Raw genomic sequence first — 18,712 nt, 5'->3', positions numbered from 1 at the left:
AACAATCTTTTTATTATGTTTTTTATCACTGAATAACATATAAAAGATTGTTTTTCTTATAATAAACTTAATCAACATTTTTGTTATAAAGTCTTTTAATTTTTCGTGCTAATCTTTTAAAAAATGTATTTTTATATTTATAATATCGAGTTTCTAATTTATTGTATGAATTAAGTAATAGGTTATAGTTATCTAAAATGAGCTGATTTTTCGATAATTGATTATTATAGTCTTCAAGTAATTGGCTCAGTTTGTTTGAAATAGATTCTTTTTGCTCTATTAATACCTTATTAGTATCAGATATTTTTTGATGTTTTATTGAAAGTTCTTCATAATTATTTGAAAGATCGTGAATTTTTGTTGAAAATTCTTGATATTTCGACAAAAGCTCTTGATGCGTTGCTAAAAGTTCTTCGTATTTCGTTAAAAGTTCTTGATGTTTTAAATTTTGATCATCGACCTTTGAACACATCACACTTTTTTGAGATTGTAATTCAGCATTTTTAATGATTAATTCATTGTTATTATACAACAGTTGTTTATGCTCTAATAATAAACTATTGTATGCATTATAATATTGCTTAATAGATTTTACGATTTCTGATTCCAATCTTATCTTTTGACGTTCCCCCAAATTTAAAGTTTTTCTTAAAATATTTTCTTTAGAGTTAATGATTATAGTTCTAATATATTTATCTAAGCTGTATTTATCTAAAGTTTCACTCTTGATTTTTGATACATCACATTTAGCTTTTGGAAAATAAGTTATTATTTCCTCAACAATTTCACTCGAAGATATTCGCCTTAAACAACATCTTCCAGAATAATTAAACTGTTCTGCGATTTTATAATTTTCGAGCAATATCCACCCTACTCCACCAAAATGGTCATAGCAGTAAACAGGAGTGTTACTAACAATGGCATATTGTACTGTTTTTCCTATTGTAATAATAGCATCAGCTTCTTCAACCATTTTCGATGTCAATCTTACTACATTTCCTCTTACACCAATATTTATTATGTTTAATCCATGTTCATTTTTTAAAATTTCTAGTGCATCTAACATCTCTTGTGGTGGATGATTACTAACTAAAAGTATATTCTTTAATTGTTCATTATTAGAATCTTTTTCACAAAAAAACTCTGAGGGAGCGGCGTTATAAAAAACTTCACAAAGATTAGTAGGAATCCCAAATTTACTAAAATGATTATAAGTTTCTTCACTATTAAATAAAATTTTGTTAGCTAATAACCTTTCAGTATATAAACCAAAACTCTCTAAATGTTCATAAGGGGATAAATGCGCAAAAACAAAGAAAGTTTTACTATTAAAACTTTCAATATAATGATTTACAAGAATTGGTAATACCTGATGTTGAGACCAAACAATATCGTAATTAAAGGGATTTGGTAATTCATCGGTTGTGAATAAATTGATATCAGAATTTTTAGCGATCTCAATTATAGGAGAACCTATGTAATTCGCCACAATATCTACCAAATAGTTGTTTTTCTTGAAGGATTCTGCAACTTCTAATGCAACTATTTCAGAACCACCAATGCTTGCCATATGATTAGTACATATCAATACTTTTAACATAAACACTTAACCCTACTATTCAATTAATAAATTAACTTTTGACGTTAAAGCTAGTTTATTTTCAGTATGAGAAATAAAACAATGAGGGATAAAAATAATATTAATTATTAGAATCCAATTAATTATTGCTCATTACGTCATAAATGGCTTTGAAATATGCATAAGAATGATAGACCCTATTATTTTTTAATTTAGCGTGATTGATGTCATCCTTGAAGTAATTGGGTAAAATCTCTACCTTATAAAGTACAATAAAATAACCACTATTATCATAACAACTTTAAATAGCTTATTTGCTATTTTGTATATTTAATCATGGAGGCAACATAAGTAGTAAGTCCTATATTAATATAATCGGTTACTTTAAATGAATCTTGTAGGACTAGTTTTTCTTCTTTTCTGTTTCTCTTTAACATTGGTGAAGTCATTTTTGTTTCGATAATCAAATAGACAGAAGCCAATAATAATAAAGGCTAGATAAAACTCCTATAATTACCTTACTCATGATACAGTTTTTTTAATTTTTATATCATTTTAACATACTTTTTTTAAAAAACTTCAAGCACAGATAATAAATAGATTGATTTAATTGAAATAATTCAATTTGAATCAATCGCTAAGTGTATTTATCTACCTATTCCATAATCCCTAAGCTTATTAGCAATAGCAGTATGTGAAACCCCCAATCTTTTTGCAAGTTTTCTGGAACTTGGGTATTCAATATACAAGCTTTTTAAGATTTCTTTTTCAAACTGTTTCGTCATTTCATCAAGAGTTTTATTTTCCATATTATTAACCCATGATAATTGGGCACGATTTTCTGTTGGTAACACAATATCTTTGGCTGTTAATGTTGACGATTTCAGTTGTGCCAAAGCTGAATAGAGGACATTTTTAAGTTGTCTTACATTGCCAGGCCAAGGATAGCGTTTAAAACAATCAATCACACTAGCATCAATAGTAGGTGAAATAATGCCTTGTTTATGAGCAAATTCATCCACAAAAATTTGTGTAAGCGAGGCAATATCATCTTTACGTTCTTGCAATGACGGTAGATTAAGAGGTAAAACATTTATACGATAATAAAGATCTTTTCTAAATTTACCTTGTTCAACTAAACCAGCTAAATCACCTTTAGTTGCACAAATAATACGTACATCTACATAAACTTCATCATCATCACCAACACGTCGAAAATAGCCATCATTAATAAAACGTAGTAATTTAGTTTGCATTTGAAATGACATTTCATCAATACCATCTAGTAAAACTGAACCGCCGTTCGCTTGCTCAAAAAAACCTTTTTTGCTCTCAACAGCACCAAGATAAGCTCCCGCAGCATGACCGTATAACTCGCTTTCAACCACGTCATCTGGCATAGCGGCACAATTTAATGCTAAAAAGATTTGATCGCCACGTGAACTGTATTGATGACAAGCATGGGCAAGCAAGTCTTTGCCGGTTCCTGTTTCACCCGATATTAATAATGGTTCACGCTGCATTGAAAATGCTTTTGCCTGTGCAATAAGTTTTTGCATAATAGCGCTTTGTGTAGCAAAAATATCAAAAGCCTGTTGATCAACGACATTAATTTTCGATAACCGTTTTTTTAAGTACTCAATTGATTGTATGATAAATATTGTTCTTAACGATTCCACTACTTTTTGTAATAAATAGTATTGACTATTTATTACAATAATCGTGTCATCCTGCGTGTCCAAATTAACCGTGTTATCGAGAGAAAATACATTTTGATAATTAAAAGGTTGATTTAAATTTAACATATCAGACGAAATCAGTTGACCAGCTTGTTGATTATAGGTAACTAATTGTTGGTTATTATTGATTTCAATGATTGCTGCTTGCATAATCTGCCCATTTTTCATTTAATTTGGTTAATTTATCACGACGATGCCGCCACTCAAGGCTTTTAGTTAATTCATCAAAGGTTATTTTAGTCTCGGATAATAAAAGTTTTGCTTTATTTGTTGCTAGAGGCTGAATTTTATTTAAAAACATCAACTGATTCAAAATCGCTAATGAACCTTGTCGATTATTACAAGCTAAAAGCAGATCGCACCCTGCGGCTAATGCAGCCTGTGCTCGTTGAGCATGATTTCCCATTACTGATGCACCTTCCATTGATAAATCATCAGAAAAAATCACACCCTTAAAATGTAACTGTTTTCGAAGCACTGTTTTGAGCCAGTATGACGACCCACTGGCTGGTTTATCATCAAATGCAGGATAAATCACATGTGCGGGCATAATTGCATCAAGTTGATTATCCATAATAAGTTTTGAGAAAATTTGCATATCTTGTTCAATCAATAACTTTTTACGATCATCAATAGGTGTTTCTTTGTGTGAATCGGCAATAACATGACCATGACCAGGAAAATGTTTTCCTGTAGTTTTCATCCCTGCCACATGCATACCATCAATCATAGCTGAAGCAATTTGATAAGCAATATTAATATCAGAATGAAAGGATCGACTCCCTATCGCTAAACAGTCATGACCCAAATCTAACACCGGTGCGAAACTGAGATCAATATCAAAAGCAATCAGCTCCATAGCTAATACCCAACCCGCATCAAATGCTAATGATTTAGCATGTTCAATATCGTTAAGTGCAGCAAAAGCTTGTGCTGGTGGAATAAGAGTAAATCCCTGTTTAAAGCGTTGAACGCGCCCGCCTTCATGATCGACTGAAATTAATAATCGCTCACTAGATGCCGCACGGATCTGCTTTATCAATTCGCTCAACTGTTTTGGTTCTTGATAATTACGGCTAAATAGAATCACACCAGCAACCAATGGATTTTGAAGTAATCTTTTATCATCATCGGTAAGCGATATGCCATCAAGATCGATCAGTAATGGCCCCATTACTTACTTGCCTCACTAAAATGATTATCTATGGTACGTTGCTTAGGAAAATCTTTAGATGTTACCCGATTTAAGATTTCACCTGTTCGGGTTGAAATTAATTCCATAGAAAGATTAGCGTCGTCATTCTCAGTCGGTATTTTGTAAATAGTGGTAAAAAGAACATAACTAGCATTCATTGATTTGGCTAATCCAATCATTTTACCCCGAGAAACCAACTTATCATCAGGCGAAATGCCCAACGCTTGTTTAGCTTGATTGATAGATTGTCGACTGGCGACAGTAAATTTATTTTGTTTATTCATTAACTGATGTAACACTTCATCAATTTGGTTATTTACCAGATAATCACCACTTCGATTTTGAATATCACTAATTAACAAAATTTTGTTTTCATCATTTAAAGAAGATAAATCATTCATCAATTTATTTGTAAATGGTGATAAAATTGTATACCAATCCGTTTTCATAGTGATTAAAGGTGGGGTTTCAATCACATCTCCATCAGAAGGTTTTACAATAACTGGAGGCGTTACTGTTCCGCTCATATTATCTAAAAGATGACAACCCGTTAAAACAAAAGCTATTGCCGAAGTAACAACTATGCGTTTTATCTGTTTCATATATTAACCTATTAATCGACCTAATTTTTTTCCACCCAACAAATGCATGTGAATATGAAAGACTTCTTGTCCCGCATCTTTATTACAGTTCATAATTAAACGGTAACCACTTTCATCAATACCTTCCTTTTTGGCTATTTTTGCGGCAACAAGCACCATATGCCCAAGTACAATCTCATCTTCTTCTTGAATATCGTTAACGGTAGGAATAAGTTTATTTGGAATAATTAAAATATGTGTCGGAGCTTGAGGCGATATATCACGAAAAGCGGTCACTTTATCGTCTTGAAAAACAATATCAGAAGGAATTTCTTTCCGAATAATTTTACTAAAAATAGTTTCCCGAGCCATCACGTTTCTCCTTTTTATCGTATGTCTATAAGTAAAAAATTGTATTGGCTCAAGCATAACATATTTTGATATCAATAATGTATAGATATCGTTACATTTTAGCGTGTAGCCTTTTATTTAAATATAAAAAATATCAGAACCAGCCTACTAGCCATTTTATTAAATAGCTTATGTTTAATCAAAAGGCAACAAGATTTTTGTCAAGAATGATTTACAAAAACAAATTTAAAATCAAAAAAACGGACTTTTGTAAAAATTATTCAGGAGTCTATACCGATTCATTAGTATTATACCCAGACTTAAATTTCTAAATATAAATTTAAGTCTACGTGAAGACAATCTTAATATATTCATTTGTCAATTAAAATAAGTTGATATATAATGCCCCGTCGATTTCAACCGTTTATTTTCATGTTCCTTGCTTTCAATGGGTTACGGTTGCCCCGACAGAAAGCTGATTAATCCGTAGGGAGCGATAATGCGTCATTACGAAATAGTATTTATGGTTCACCCAGATCAAAGTGAACAAGTACCGGGTATGATTGAACGTTATACTGGTACATTAACCACTGATGGTGGTAAAATTCATCGCTTAGAAGATTGGGGTCGTCGTCAATTAGCCTATCCTATCGAAAAGCTGCACAAAGCACATTATGTGTTAATGAATGTTGAAGCAACTCAAGAAGCTGTTAATGAACTTGAAGATAACTTCCGTTTTAATGATGCAGTAATTCGCAGTTTAATTATGCGTACCAAAAATTCTGTAACTGAAACTTCACCTATGTTAAAAGCTAAAGATGAGCGTCGTAACTCTGAAGAAGATTTTAGCGAAGTAAACATGGACGATGATTCTGACGAATAATCGTTTAGTGTTATCGGGTATTGTAAAAAAAACACCGATGCGAAAAGTGAGTCCAAGTGGGATCTCGCATTGTCAGTTTTATTTAGAACATGTCTCTAAACAAATTGAAGCAGAACTTACCCGACAAGCATGGTGCATAGTACCTGTAATTGTCAGTGGACAACAAGAGTTAAGTTACATAAAAAAAGGCAGCAAAGTTTTAGTGAGTGGTTTTATAAGTACTCACACAAAACGTAATAAAACAAGCCAACTTGTTTTACATGCTGACCAAGTTAAACTATTAGGAGAATAGCCAAATGGCACGTTATTTCCGTCGTCGCAAATTCTGCCGTTTTACAGCAGAAGGCGTTAAAGAAATTGATTATAAAGATGTTTCTTTATTAAAAAGCTATATCACAGAAAGTGGTAAAATTGTACCAAGCCGTATTACTGGTACTAGCGCAAAATATCAACGTCAATTAGCTCGCGCTATTAAACGCGCTCGTTACTTGGCATTATTACCATATACTGACAACCATCAGTAATTAGCAACAGAGGGAACATATAATGCAAATTATTCTACTCGATAAAGTTGCTAATTTAGGCAGCTTAGGCGACCAAGTTAATGTTAAAGCGGGTTACGCACGTAACTTTTTAATTCCACAAGGTAAAGCAGTACCAGCTACTAAAAAGAATATTGAATTCTTTGAAGCGCGTCGTGCTGATTTAGAAGCAAAACTTGCTGAAACATTAAAAGCCGCTGAACAACGTGTAAACGAAATTAACGCACTTGAAAAAGTAACCATTGCTTCTAAAGCTGGTGACGAAGGTCGTTTATTTGGTTCTATCGGTACTCGTGATATCGCTGATGCAGTTAAAGCTCGTGGTGTTCAAGTATCAAAAAGCGAAGTTCGTTTACCAAATGGTGTGTTACGTACAACTGGTGAACACGAAGTGTTCTTCCAAGTACACAGCGAAGCTTTTGCTAAACTTATTATTGAAATTATTCCTGAATAATTATCATTCAATAAAGAAACCCGTCAAATTGGCGGGTTTTTTTTATTATCTGTTACTAGCAATTTATTCGATACAATCAAATAAATTACTATTATAAATGTTTTATTTTACAATTATTGCTTTACCCCGCCCACGGATATCTGATACTGCAATAGGTTCATTATTTCTAATTTTTATAACCTGAATATCCCCACTAAAATCTTGTTGATAAAAACTATATCCCATCTGCTCTAGCTCAGTCTTCAATGGTTCTGGAACACTATTTTGAAAACTTTCGATATAAATAATATTACTTGGTAATAATTGATGATGATAGCGTGGTGCCTGTACAGCTTGTTTAAGAGACATATGATTATCAAAAACATTAGCTACAACTTGAAAGATGGAGGTAAAAATTCTTGAGCCACCAGGCGTACCAATAACCATTACAACATTATTATCTTTTATGAAGATAGTTGGTGACATAGAGGATAAAGGTCGTTTATATGGTTCTATTGCATTTGCATCTTTACCTATAACGCCAAATTGGTTAGCAACGCCTGGTTTACTACTAAAATCATCCAACTCATTATTTAGTATAATACCCGTACCTTGTACAACGACAGCAGAACCAAACCAACCATTAAGTGTATAGGTGTTAGAAGCCGCATTACCCCATTTATCCACAATAGAAAAATGGGTTGTTTGTAATTTTTCACGACTATCCAAACCAGGTTTAACCTGTTCAGTTTTAGAAATGCTTTTTGGATTAACTTGTTTTGCTCTGTGAGCCATATAATGAGTATCAATTAATTGAGAGACGGGTACTGTTACAAAATCAGGATCTCCCATATATTCAGCTCGATCGGCAAAAACACGTTTTTCTATCTCTGCCAATAAGTGAATATACTGTGATGAATTAACTTTAATATTTTTAAAATCATTAGATAACTCTTGTTTCATAGATAATAATTGAATTAAACCTACTCCACCTGAGCTTGGTGGTGGTGCTGTAATGATCTGCATATCGTGCCAATCAGCTACTAAAGGATTGCGCCATTTTGCTTGATAATTAGCTAAATCACTTTCGGTGATTAAACCGTTATTATTTGACATTTGCCGCGCTATTAATTTAGCGGTTTTTCCTTTATAAAATCCATCACTACCCTGAATTGCAATACGTTGTAATACTTTACTTAGTTCAGGTTGTTTAAACATCTGCCCTGCTCGCATAGTACCAAAATAGTGTTTAAAGTGACCATTGGTAGGTGCCGTTTGTTCTATTTCTTGATAACGAGTCACTAATTGCTTATCAACCATAAATCCATCTTGAGCAAATCGAATTGCTGGCGCCATAACTTCTTTCCAAGTTAACCGACCAAAGCGTTGATGAACAGCCCACATACCTGCTACTGTACCTGGAACTCCGGACGCTTTATGAGAATATAAACTCAAATTATCGATGACATTTTTATTATCATCAAGAAACATATCTTTATTTGCTTTGGCAGGGGCCACTTCACGATAATCAAGAAAATATGGCTTACCATCGAACCAAAGTGTCATAAATCCGCCACCACCTATATTACCTGCTTCAGGATAAGTGACCGCTAATGTAAAAGCTGTAGCTACAGCCGCATCGACAGCATTACCATTTTTGGTTAACATCTCTTTGGCAGCGATGGCTCCATAATAATCAGGAGAGGCAACCGCTCCAGATTCAAATTTTGGTTGGATATTTTCAGTTGGAATTACTTGCCAACTTATCATTAAAAACACAACAAAACAGCTATACTTGATCAACCTATGTTTAAAATAGAACATTTTAGATCTCCTAAAATAAATGATTAATTTCTTCCCATAAATAAAAAATAAATAAACTTGAGATTGTGTATTTAATGAAAAGCTATTAATCAACGTACCATATAAAATCAAGGATGTGAGCAAATAATAATCAATAATAAAATCAGGATAATCTAACTTTGGGCTTTATTTACTTTTCAGGTAGAAACTCAGGAAAATAGAAAGAGCGTAATTAATCACATACAATTATCTACACTCTTTTCAATTCATCAGCAATTAAGCTCATTGTTCTTGATTTCCAATTTTGGCTTTTTCTTCTTTATAAAGCTTATTATCATAAATTTTTACAAATGGAAGATAAATTAGTAGAGCCAAGATTGCAGAAAGTATGGCCACAAATATAGCACGATAATCACCACCAGTCCCAATAAATGCACCTAATCCCATTGGAGAAGGCCAAGGTATTAACGCAATGATTGGATTCATAAAGCCATAATTGATAGCAAAATAGCCCAGAGTACCACATGCCATTGGTGCTAATAAAAATGGTAAAGCTAGATATGGGTTATATACAATAGGCATACCAAAAATAATTGGTTCATTAATATTAAATATCGCAGGAACGGCAGATGCACGACCTAAAATCTTTAATTGGCTTGATTTAGCACAAAAAGCAATAAAGAATGTCATAAGAAGTGTTGAACCTGAACCACCTAAAATTACTAAGGAGTTATTAAATTCTCCAGCAAACGGAATTGCTGCTCCGCCAACATTTTCATTCATATTGGTAAGCATTATCGGTGTAATAAATGCACCAATGATACTTGCGCCGTGAATACCAACAACCCAAAGAGCATGGATTAAAAATAGTATCACCATAATACCAAGCCAGCTTTTAGTTAAATTGGTTACGAAGATAAATGGAATACCGATGATATTAAAAATGTCGGTACCAAAATAAATCAAAATACCGTTTAAAATAATAATTGCAAATGCGATGACGAATGTTGGTATAAGTGCAGTAAATGATCGTGATACCCCCAATGGAACGGTTTCAGGCATTTTAACCACCCAATTACGACGTACACACATAAAATAAAGTTGTGTGGCTAAAATTGCCATAACAATTGCAATAAAAATACCTGAAGTTCCTAACCTAACAACAAAAGGGTTTAGACTTAATCCGTTATAGACGGCTTCATTTTGGTCATTATATAAAACTATCGTTCCATTTTGCATAACTAATTCTGGCAATGTCATAATGAAAGCGAAAACAGATAGCATTGCACCATTAAGGGCATTAACTTTTAAGCCTGTTTCTTCTTCCTCAATTTTAGTTAATTCATAACCAACAACAATGTTAAAATAAAGCGCTAATATGCCCATTGTTGCAGTGTTAGCTATCATATAAAGATCTCTTATTTTGAAAACAGAATTTTCAAAAGCGGTTTCTAATCCCATAAATGTCATCGGTAAGGTATTAAATACTAAAAACATCGATCCCACAATGCAAAAAGGAACTGATGCCATTCCCGCCGCCATTACTGCTCGAACAATTTTAAACTGCGATATTTTCGCCATCGGAGTCATTAAATATTTTTGTAACAACACAAATCCGTTATTCATTTTGTTTTCCTCATTTAATTAATGATTTCTTGATAAGCTTGAATTCTCTTAAAATGTTTGTCCTCATTACGCTCAATCTTTTTCAGTTTAATCAGTATAAAAATTGTAAAAACTAAACTTACTGCCAAAATACTTACTAATACTTTTAAAGCCTCTTGGGAATATTTTAAAAATGGAAAGAAAAAGTAAAATAATGGAGTATAAATTGAAACAATGAGCATAATGCCACTTATCAACATCATTCGATAGAAAAGACTAGCATATCGTAAATGGTTTTGATGACTCCGATAAAGTTTAATTTGCTCGACACTGGTTAAGGTAGCAAGAATAATGAGTATGAGTGGTAATAAGATAGCTATTGTTAAGCTTCCCATCAAAAAAATTGTCCAGTAAAGATTCAAAAATAGAAAAAATGCTGTGGTATAACGAACTGCTAAAAAGCGATTAAAATAGAGACTAGTCATACTGATTTGTTTATGCATCTTAAATTGGTTTTCTAGTGGAGTATTCATCACTAACCTCTTTATTGATTTGATAACTTGTATATATGTTGGTATAGATAAGACATCTCAATTGCAATTTCACGAAGAGTCATTGTGGTCATTAAATGATCTTGAGCATGAACCATAATAATTTCCATCTCAATTTTAGTCCCATTTGCATAAGACTGAAGTAACTCTGTTTGTGATTTATGGGCTTCTAAAATTTCTTCATTCGCCTCTTCTAAAAGCTGATTTGCCTTATCAAACTTAGAATTTCTCATTGATTCGAAAGAGGAATGGATTTTGGTTTTAGCATTACCACTATGCAAAATAATATTGAAAGCGGTAATTTGAATATCTTCTGAGCTCATATTGTCATTCATTGCTACGCTCCTTTTTTAATTAATTGGATAAAAAGTGATTTAAATTGATTAAAATCTGAAATTTCCAACATCGCTTGTTGCATGGATAAATCATCAATTAAGTTAATAATTGCTTTTGTCATCATAGCTAAGTTGGAATTTTGATAAATTGATGGAGAGATCATAAAAACAAACTTAATATCCTGATAATCTTCATCCCAAAACAAACCATCGGGTATTACGGCAATGGCTATTTTCGTTATTTTACCAACAGGTATAGCTGGATGCGGAACTACAATGGTTGGACTAAAAAGTATTTCGCCTATAGTCATACGTTTTTCCATTTGCTTTTTCATCTCATGCTTGAAGTTTTTTTCTTCATTAACTGATAATGAATCAAGTAAATGATTTAATAGCGTTTGTTTATCTGGCTTTTGTTGACACAAATGAAAATAATCGGCGACAATATCATCAAAAATCTGAGAAATATAATTCAAATGATTTTGTTTTTTGTGATCCGTTGTTCGTAATAAGGCATCTTTTAGTAATAAATTCGGCACTTGTCTATGAGAAAGATATCGACGAATTGCTTGAACGTCTTCTTCACAAAAGAATACCGATACATGAAATACGGGCACTTTAAATACTTTCGATGATAAGTCAACGGAAGAAATAATAAAGTCAATGTCATTTATCATTTCGGGTTCAATCTCATAATAACCACGTGTTGCAACTATTTTTACACGCTCATCAAATTCGCTTTCGACCCGATTTTTTAGTAATTGCGCACTGCCTAATCCTGTTGCACAGATGATCAAAACTTTAACTTTTTGTTCATTTTTTAACTTTTCAAGCGAAGCTAAAAAATGCAATGCCAAATACCCCCATTCATCATCATTAACCTCATATTTATGCAAATTTGGTAATTGGCTTAAATAATGTTTAACTAATACAAAAACGTCAAAATATTGACTCTTAATTTCATCAATTAGTGGGTTTTCCAATTTTATATTCTGCTCTAAACGCACTAACATGGGCTTTAAGTGTTGAATAAGTCCATTCTTCAATTGTTCATCATGCCAAAAAGGGTAAGTAGTCTCTTGTTGAATTTTTAGAAGTAAGTTAGTTAATGAAGAGCAGAGATCATCATCAAGAACATCTTGAATTAAATTGGATTTACTCATCAAATGCAAAGTAAGATACATTTGCTCTTGTTTTGGAAAGTGAAAACCAATTATTGATTCAATACGTGCAATGATTTTATAGGCGACATGATATTCAACTGTTGTATTGGTTGAAACGGGTAAGTTGAGATTTTGAATAGAAAGCCCTGATTGTAAACGCTTAATGCTCAGTGATAGATGCAAAACAATATTTTGAATCATAACATCAGATAATTTGATATGTGCTTCACGACACTCATCTAAAATAATGATGGTGAGTGTATCAAAACTAATGGCTTCACAAGATTGATTGAAATAAGATAAATGGTGTAAAAAATTAATTGAATCTTCATGAAAAAAGTAACTCATTATAAAATGGCGTTTGGCTTTTTCTTCGCCATCGACAAAAATTAAAGATCGATTTTTTTTAAGGGTTAATTCATAAGTCAGTAATTGAGATTTTATTTCAGCAATATCTTTGTTTAATTGTGATGAACTAATAAATAGCTGTTCCGATAAATCCTCAATATCAACTTTTTGGCTCTCAAGTAACAACAAATTGAGGATAAAATGCTTTCGCTCACTGGCTTCACGACATTGGGATTGTTCAATATTTTTTTCAAATAAATGATGTTCAATTAAAAATAAGTTAAACGAAGTTCTATCTAAAATCTTTAACTGAAAGCCATATCCTTGCTTACTAACTATATTCCCCCCATTACATTCAATCAAAGTTTTTAAATCTTTAAGATAAGTACGTACGGTACGATCAGATAACGATAATTCCGTAGCAAGTTCTTGACTACTTTTATATCCATTTTTAGAACGAACTAGTAAACTAATGAGTTCTCGTTGTTTATGTTTTATCATTATCTACTATACCTAAGTTATTAGCTAAATCTATCCAAAAGGAGTAAATTATTAATAAGGCGATTAAAGATTGGAACCATTTTTATGATGCGATCTTTTAATCAAACAATCGCATCATGTTAAAAAAGGTAAAATCGGATCTTTTATGTTTTAATTAATATTGTCCTCAACTAATTTAGCTAATTGCTCTACACCAGATTGAATAGGAATATAAGCTTGAAATGGAATACTGATGACTGGTTTACCTACTTCATCACCTAATGCTTTTAATTTATCAAACATCATCATGGTCTGAGGGCTAATTAAGAACAGTGAAAAATCACTATTTTTTATTTTATTACTACCTTCAGTTGCTGATACCGCATCAAGTTCAATTGGTATGTTCTTGCAGGCGAAATATTCAGTTACCTTTTTAGCCATAAGCGATGATGACATACCGGCTGCACAAATAATTAACGCTTTTCTCATAACTTCTCCTAATGAATTTAGATCGTTATAACGTTTCACCATTTGACTCAATGACTTTTTTATACCAAGCAAATGAATCTTTTCGACTTCGTTTTAAGGTTCCATTACCTTTATTGTCTTTATCAACATAGATAAAACCATAACGTTTTTCCATTTCACCCGTTCCAGCTGACACCAAATCAATACAACCCCAAGGTGTATATCCCATCAAATCAACACCATCTTCTTCAACCGCTAATTTCATTTGTTTAATATGTTCTTTAAGGTATTCAATACGATAACTATCATGAACACTCCCATCAGCTTCAACTTTGTCATACGCACCAAAACCATTTTCCACAATGAAAAGAGGTAAATGATACATATCAGTTAACCAATTTAAAGTGTAGCGCAAGCCTTCCGGATCAATCTGCCAACCCCAATCAGATTTTTTGACATATTGATTCCCAACTAAATCGGTTTTTTCGTTATAATCATAATAGTCATTACCTATATTGTGTCTAATCACATTCGACATGTAATAACTAAATCCAATATAATCAACCGCTCCTTTCCTTAACACTTCCAAATCTTGTTGAGTAATATCAAGTTTGATATGTTTACGTTGCCAATATTTTTTAATGTAATTTGGGTATTTGCCATACACATGGACATCAGTAAAGTAATATTTACGTTCCATGACTTTCTGAGCCATTAAAATATCGCATGGTTTGCACGTTTCAGGATAAATTGGTACTAACGCAATCATACAACCAATTTTAAAATCGGGGTTAATCGCATGACCTATTTGCACCGCTTTTGCACTAGCAACCAACTCATAGTGGGCCGCTTGATACATAATTTGTTCGCGATCATCACCAGCTTGATAGTAAATACCAGAATTAGTGAACGGCGCAAAATCTTCATTAAAATTAGCTTGGTTATTGATCTCATTAAAGGTCATCCAATATTTCACTTTATTTTTATAACGATCGAAACAAACCTCAGCAAATCGAACAAAGAAATCAATTAATTTACGATTCCGAAAGCCACCATATTCGGTAACTAAATGATAAGGTAACTCAAAATGTGAAAGGGTTATGACTGGCTCAATATTATATTTTAAACATTCATCAAAAAGATCATCATAAAACTTCAAGCCTTCTTCATTTGGAGCAGGCTCATCCCCTTTTGGAAAAATACGAGTCCAAGCAATCGAGGTTCGAAAACATTTAAAACCCATTTCAGCGAAGAGTTTAATATCATCTTTATAATGATGATAAAAGTCGATAGCTTCATGATTAGGATAATACTCACCTGGAATAATACCTTCAGTGATTTTTCGATAACTTTTAGGCGACCCAACTGTCATCACATCAGCAACACTAGGTCCCTTACCACCAGCCTGCCAAGCACCTTCTAATTGATGAGCGGCAACAGCGCCTCCCCATAAAAATTCTTTTGGTAAACCTTTGCTATTCATAATCAAGTACCTATTATTTATTGAGAATTCAAATTTAGTATAAAAGGAAAAAAATCAAATTACGAACCAATATTTTCCGTATTGATAAGGAAAAATAAAAAAAGAAAACATAATAAGGAATATTTATTTAACCTTAAAATAAAGAGATAGCGTCGAGATGTAAATCATAAATATTTCACATAGTTAAATATTTTTATGTTCAAATTTGGTAGGTAAATTTTTAGAAAAAACCAGCATATGTGTCAAATACAATTAAACCAATAATAAATTAATCATTAGTTTGACGACCATAATTTTTGAAAGGCTTATTCATCCCAATAACATGCTGATTTCATTAGCTATCCTCTTTTTTTACTTAAATTTTTCATCTCTAATAAATCACTTCATAATAGAATGATAGACTTGAATAAATTTAAAATAATTTTATTTAGTAGATAACATACATATATAGAACTTGAAAAAGCAAAAAAGCTCAAAGTTTTTATTAATTTTTTAAAATAGTGATATTAAAGGATGAATGGATTGATAATGACGTTATAAATAATCGATATGTTGCGGTAAGTATTTTTCTACTTCACTAAAGGGTTTGAGGTAGGTAATAAAAGAAATAAATATTTTAATTCCTTAACTTAAATATAAATAAGCCAACCTCCAGGTTGGCTTAAATCTTATACTTTTTTGTTATTCATCAATTCGATAGCATTATTATATGTTAAAAAGTATTTTTATCATTAAAGTAACTATTTCGCGACCCATTTGCCGTTTTCATCTTTATGATATAGCTTTTCAACCGCCGACCAAGCAACACGAAAAGCAACTTGCTCAGGCGAACTATTGTCTCGTCTTTTTTTAGGATCTTGATACTCTTTTATGGCACTATTAAATGCTTCTTTAAAAATATCCTGAGCATGGGCAGGTAAAACATGCCGAACAGATTCTGGTAGATCATCTCGGGTTTGATAAGGCATATCACATTCCCCCTTTTAAATAACTCATAAAATATTGACGATTTTAAAGGATCTTTGCGAACTTCATGTTCAAAATAGCTTATGTAAATTAAATTTAGTCTGATTTAACAAAAAATACAAGGTTTATTACTTAATTAATTTTTTTTAGGTTTATATTAAAATCGGCTATTTATTTAACTTGAATGAGCGGTAACTTTTCTATACCGCTGAATTATCGAAAATTTATGATGATATTTTTACGTTATCGATTAACATCAACCACAAAACGACCTTTAATTTGTCCAGCTATCAGTTTATTAGCTACGCTAGAACATTCATTTAACGTAATTGTTTTACCGATAAGAGAAAACAGTTTTTCGTCAAAGTTTTGTACTATTGATTGCCAAGCGGCAATTCGTGCATCATAATTTACCATCACACTATCAACACCAGCTAATGTTACTCCTCGTAAAATAAACGGTGCAACCGTTGCGGGGAAATCAATACCTTGTGCAAGACCACAACAGGTGACAATACCTCCGTATCGAGTCTGTGCACAAATGTTAGCTAACGTATAGGAACCAACGACATCGATTGCTGCTGACCATAACTCTTTTTGTAGTGGTCTATTTGGCTCTTTCAAAGATTGGCTATCAAGAATTTCGGCTGCGCCCAGTTTACGCAGATAATCTACATCCATCACTTTACTTGTAGAAGCAGTAACCCGATAACCTAATTTACTTAATAACGCGATTGCAACTGAACCCACACCACCTGTCGCTCCTGTTACTAAAACTTTACCATCTTCTGGCTTAACACCGAAATCAACTACACGCCCAACACATAAAGCAGCCGTATATCCTGCAGTACCAATAGTCATTGATTGATGAGGAGTAAGATTGCTTGGTAACGGGATTAACCAATCTGATTTCAAATGGGCATATTGAGCAAGACAACCCCAGTGTGTTTCACCGCATCCCCAACCATTTAGAATAACCAAATCACCGGATTGGTAACGACCGCTTTGACATTCAATTACCGTCCCTACACCATCAATACCCGGTACCATTGGCCATTGCCTAACAATAGGACTTTTATTAGTCAATGCTAATGCATCTTTATAATTAAGATTTGAATAGTGTATTTTTACTAAGGTATCGCCTTGTTGTTGCATTAATTGTTGTTTAGTTAAGATTTTTAAAGATTGGGAAAACCCAGTAACTTCATTGTTTTCTAGAATAATAGCATTGAATGACATACAGATTCCTTATTGTGTAATGAATGATAAACCAATGAATGAATAATTAACCGAAGAAATTTAGCACGTCAGTTAGGTAATTTAATCACCATTAATAGACGAACGGTCTAAAAATTATAGACCAACTGTCTAGTAAAAAGCAATAAATTGCACTATTACGAGGTGTAAAGAAACAATTTACAATAAATTATAATGTTACATTCTATTTGGTAATCATACTCAGGAAAGTAGTAATAAATGTATCCAACGGTTCTGATTTTTTTAGCAATTTGCTTCGCGTTACTGCACCTTCCCAACCTAACCAAAAAAATTCTGCTAATAATCTACAATCAATTCTTGAGCTAATTTCTCCTGAATTTTTTGCTAATTCTAGACATTTCTCTATTTTAATTTGCCAACTTTGCAATACCTGTTCAAGCAATAATGCATAACCTTGAGGTAAAAGCGATTCTTCTTGAATTAATTCACCAATTAAACAGCCTCGATGATAATCATACTTTGCCATACCTTGCTTTGCATCTTCGTAAAAAGCTTTAATTCGATCAATTGCTGATTCAATTGATGAATTGGTTAAATGCTTATCTAATTTGTGAGCAAAAAAACTGTCATAGCTAGAGATGATAGTTCTTCCAAAGTCTTCCTTACTTTTGAAGTAATAATAAAAGGAGCCTTTGGGAACACCTACTTGGTTTAAGATACTTTCAATATTTGATGAAATATACCCATAGGTAGTCATTAATTCAATTCCACTACGAATCAATGCAGATCTAGTCTCATTACCTTTTTTTGTATTACCTTTTCTCGTAGTCGTCGAGGCAGAAGTATTTTGATTAAATGGCATAAGGTTCCAACATTTTGCGTGAATATAAATGATTGAGCTTTAAATTATGATAAATAGTCATATCAATAAATGCAATAATTTGCCTATAAACTAAACTTGTTGTATTGTAAAAAAACCTGACAAATTA

The 18,712-nt window shown here is 32.4% G+C and carries 19 protein-coding genes; 4 read left to right on the top strand and 15 right to left on the bottom strand.

What is annotated here, in order from left to right:
* Positions 1-67: 67 nt before the first annotated feature.
* The 5 genes from J3U19_RS05000 to J3U19_RS04980 all read right to left on the bottom strand — a co-directional run bounded on the left by J3U19_RS05000 (position 68) and on the right by J3U19_RS04980 (position 5,466).
* On the bottom strand, positions 68-1,600 hold the full coding sequence (locus J3U19_RS05000) for a hypothetical protein (RefSeq protein ID WP_267340573.1): 1,533 nt from the start codon (positions 1,598-1,600) through the stop codon (positions 68-70).
* Between the two features lie 626 nt (positions 1,601-2,226).
* Positions 2,227-3,468, bottom strand: a complete 1,242-nt coding sequence (locus tag J3U19_RS04995) for a sigma 54-interacting transcriptional regulator (RefSeq protein WP_267340574.1) — start codon at positions 3,466-3,468, stop codon at positions 2,227-2,229.
* Positions 3,449-4,492, bottom strand: a complete 1,044-nt coding sequence (nagZ, locus tag J3U19_RS04990) for a beta-N-acetylhexosaminidase (RefSeq protein WP_267345574.1) — start codon at positions 4,490-4,492, stop codon at positions 3,449-3,451. The genes J3U19_RS04995 and nagZ overlap by 20 nt, the downstream gene beginning before the upstream one ends.
* Positions 4,492-5,115, bottom strand: coding sequence for a penicillin-binding protein activator LpoB (locus tag J3U19_RS04985; RefSeq protein ID WP_267340576.1), 624 nt, complete (start codon positions 5,113-5,115; stop codon positions 4,492-4,494). Before J3U19_RS04985 ends, nagZ begins: the two co-directional genes overlap by 1 nt.
* Positions 5,116-5,118: 3 nt before the next feature.
* Positions 5,119-5,466, bottom strand: a complete 348-nt coding sequence (locus tag J3U19_RS04980) for an HIT domain-containing protein (protein WP_267345572.1) — start codon at positions 5,464-5,466, stop codon at positions 5,119-5,121.
* Positions 5,467-5,944: 478 nt separating this feature from the next.
* Between J3U19_RS04980 and rpsF the strand changes: the two genes are divergently transcribed.
* From rpsF to rplI, 4 genes are read left to right on the top strand one after another with little or no spacing between them, the layout of a single operon-like run.
* Positions 5,945-6,328: a 30S ribosomal protein S6 gene (gene rpsF, locus J3U19_RS04975; RefSeq protein ID WP_267340580.1), complete on the top strand. Its 384-nt coding sequence runs from the start codon at positions 5,945-5,947 to the stop codon at positions 6,326-6,328.
* Positions 6,315-6,620: a primosomal replication protein N gene (gene priB, locus J3U19_RS04970; protein WP_416380308.1), complete on the top strand. Its 306-nt coding sequence runs from the start codon at positions 6,315-6,317 to the stop codon at positions 6,618-6,620. Before rpsF ends, priB begins: the two co-directional genes overlap by 14 nt.
* Before the next feature lie 4 nt (positions 6,621-6,624).
* Positions 6,625-6,852: a 30S ribosomal protein S18 gene (gene rpsR / locus J3U19_RS04965; RefSeq protein WP_025314965.1), complete on the top strand. Its 228-nt coding sequence runs from the start codon at positions 6,625-6,627 to the stop codon at positions 6,850-6,852.
* Positions 6,853-6,874: 22 nt separating this feature from the next.
* Positions 6,875-7,324, top strand: coding sequence for a 50S ribosomal protein L9 (rplI, locus tag J3U19_RS04960; RefSeq protein ID WP_039129438.1), 450 nt, complete (start codon positions 6,875-6,877; stop codon positions 7,322-7,324).
* Positions 7,325-7,426: 102 nt separating this feature from the next.
* Here rplI and ggt read toward each other — a convergent pair whose 3' ends face one another.
* The 10 genes from ggt to J3U19_RS04910 form a co-directional block, all read right to left on the bottom strand.
* Positions 7,427-9,073, bottom strand: a complete 1,647-nt coding sequence (ggt, locus tag J3U19_RS04955) for a gamma-glutamyltransferase (protein WP_267345569.1) — start codon at positions 9,071-9,073, stop codon at positions 7,427-7,429.
* 315 nt (positions 9,074-9,388) lie between these two features.
* On the bottom strand, positions 9,389-10,732 hold the full coding sequence (gene celB, locus J3U19_RS04950) for a PTS cellobiose transporter subunit IIC (protein WP_267340583.1): 1,344 nt from the start codon (positions 10,730-10,732) through the stop codon (positions 9,389-9,391).
* A gap of 14 nt (positions 10,733-10,746) precedes the next feature.
* Positions 10,747-11,244: a hypothetical protein gene (locus tag J3U19_RS04945; protein WP_267345568.1), complete on the bottom strand. Its 498-nt coding sequence runs from the start codon at positions 11,242-11,244 to the stop codon at positions 10,747-10,749.
* Positions 11,245-11,255: 11 nt separating this feature from the next.
* Positions 11,256-11,597: a PTS cellobiose transporter subunit IIA gene (locus J3U19_RS04940; protein WP_267340587.1), complete on the bottom strand. Its 342-nt coding sequence runs from the start codon at positions 11,595-11,597 to the stop codon at positions 11,256-11,258.
* Positions 11,598-11,599: 2 nt separating this feature from the next.
* Positions 11,600-13,609, bottom strand: coding sequence for a BglG family transcription antiterminator (locus J3U19_RS04935; RefSeq protein ID WP_267340589.1), 2,010 nt, complete (start codon positions 13,607-13,609; stop codon positions 11,600-11,602).
* A 150-nt stretch (positions 13,610-13,759) separates the two neighbouring features.
* Complete coding sequence (locus tag J3U19_RS04930) at positions 13,760-14,077, bottom strand: PTS cellobiose transporter subunit IIB (RefSeq protein WP_267340590.1); 318 nt, start codon at positions 14,075-14,077, stop codon at positions 13,760-13,762.
* 25 nt (positions 14,078-14,102) lie between these two features.
* Positions 14,103-15,539 (bottom strand): 6-phospho-beta-glucosidase, encoded by a 1,437-nt coding sequence (locus J3U19_RS04925; protein ID WP_267340592.1) that lies wholly within the window; start codon positions 15,537-15,539, stop codon positions 14,103-14,105.
* Between the two features lie 740 nt (positions 15,540-16,279).
* On the bottom strand, positions 16,280-16,507 hold the full coding sequence (locus J3U19_RS04920; protein ID WP_086308919.1) for a ChaB family protein: 228 nt from the start codon (positions 16,505-16,507) through the stop codon (positions 16,280-16,282).
* A gap of 241 nt (positions 16,508-16,748) precedes the next feature.
* Positions 16,749-17,744: an MDR family oxidoreductase gene (locus J3U19_RS04915; RefSeq protein WP_267345566.1), complete on the bottom strand. Its 996-nt coding sequence runs from the start codon at positions 17,742-17,744 to the stop codon at positions 16,749-16,751.
* A gap of 202 nt (positions 17,745-17,946) precedes the next feature.
* Positions 17,947-18,585: a TetR/AcrR family transcriptional regulator gene (locus tag J3U19_RS04910; RefSeq protein ID WP_267345565.1), complete on the bottom strand. Its 639-nt coding sequence runs from the start codon at positions 18,583-18,585 to the stop codon at positions 17,947-17,949.
* Positions 18,586-18,712: the final 127 nt, after the last annotated feature.

Source organism: Gilliamella sp. B2828, from assembly GCF_026537125.1.
Taxonomy (GTDB): domain Bacteria; phylum Pseudomonadota; class Gammaproteobacteria; order Enterobacterales; family Orbaceae; genus Gilliamella.
Note: the sequence above shows the minus strand (reverse complement) of the source record. Positions and strands in the feature narration are given on the sequence as shown.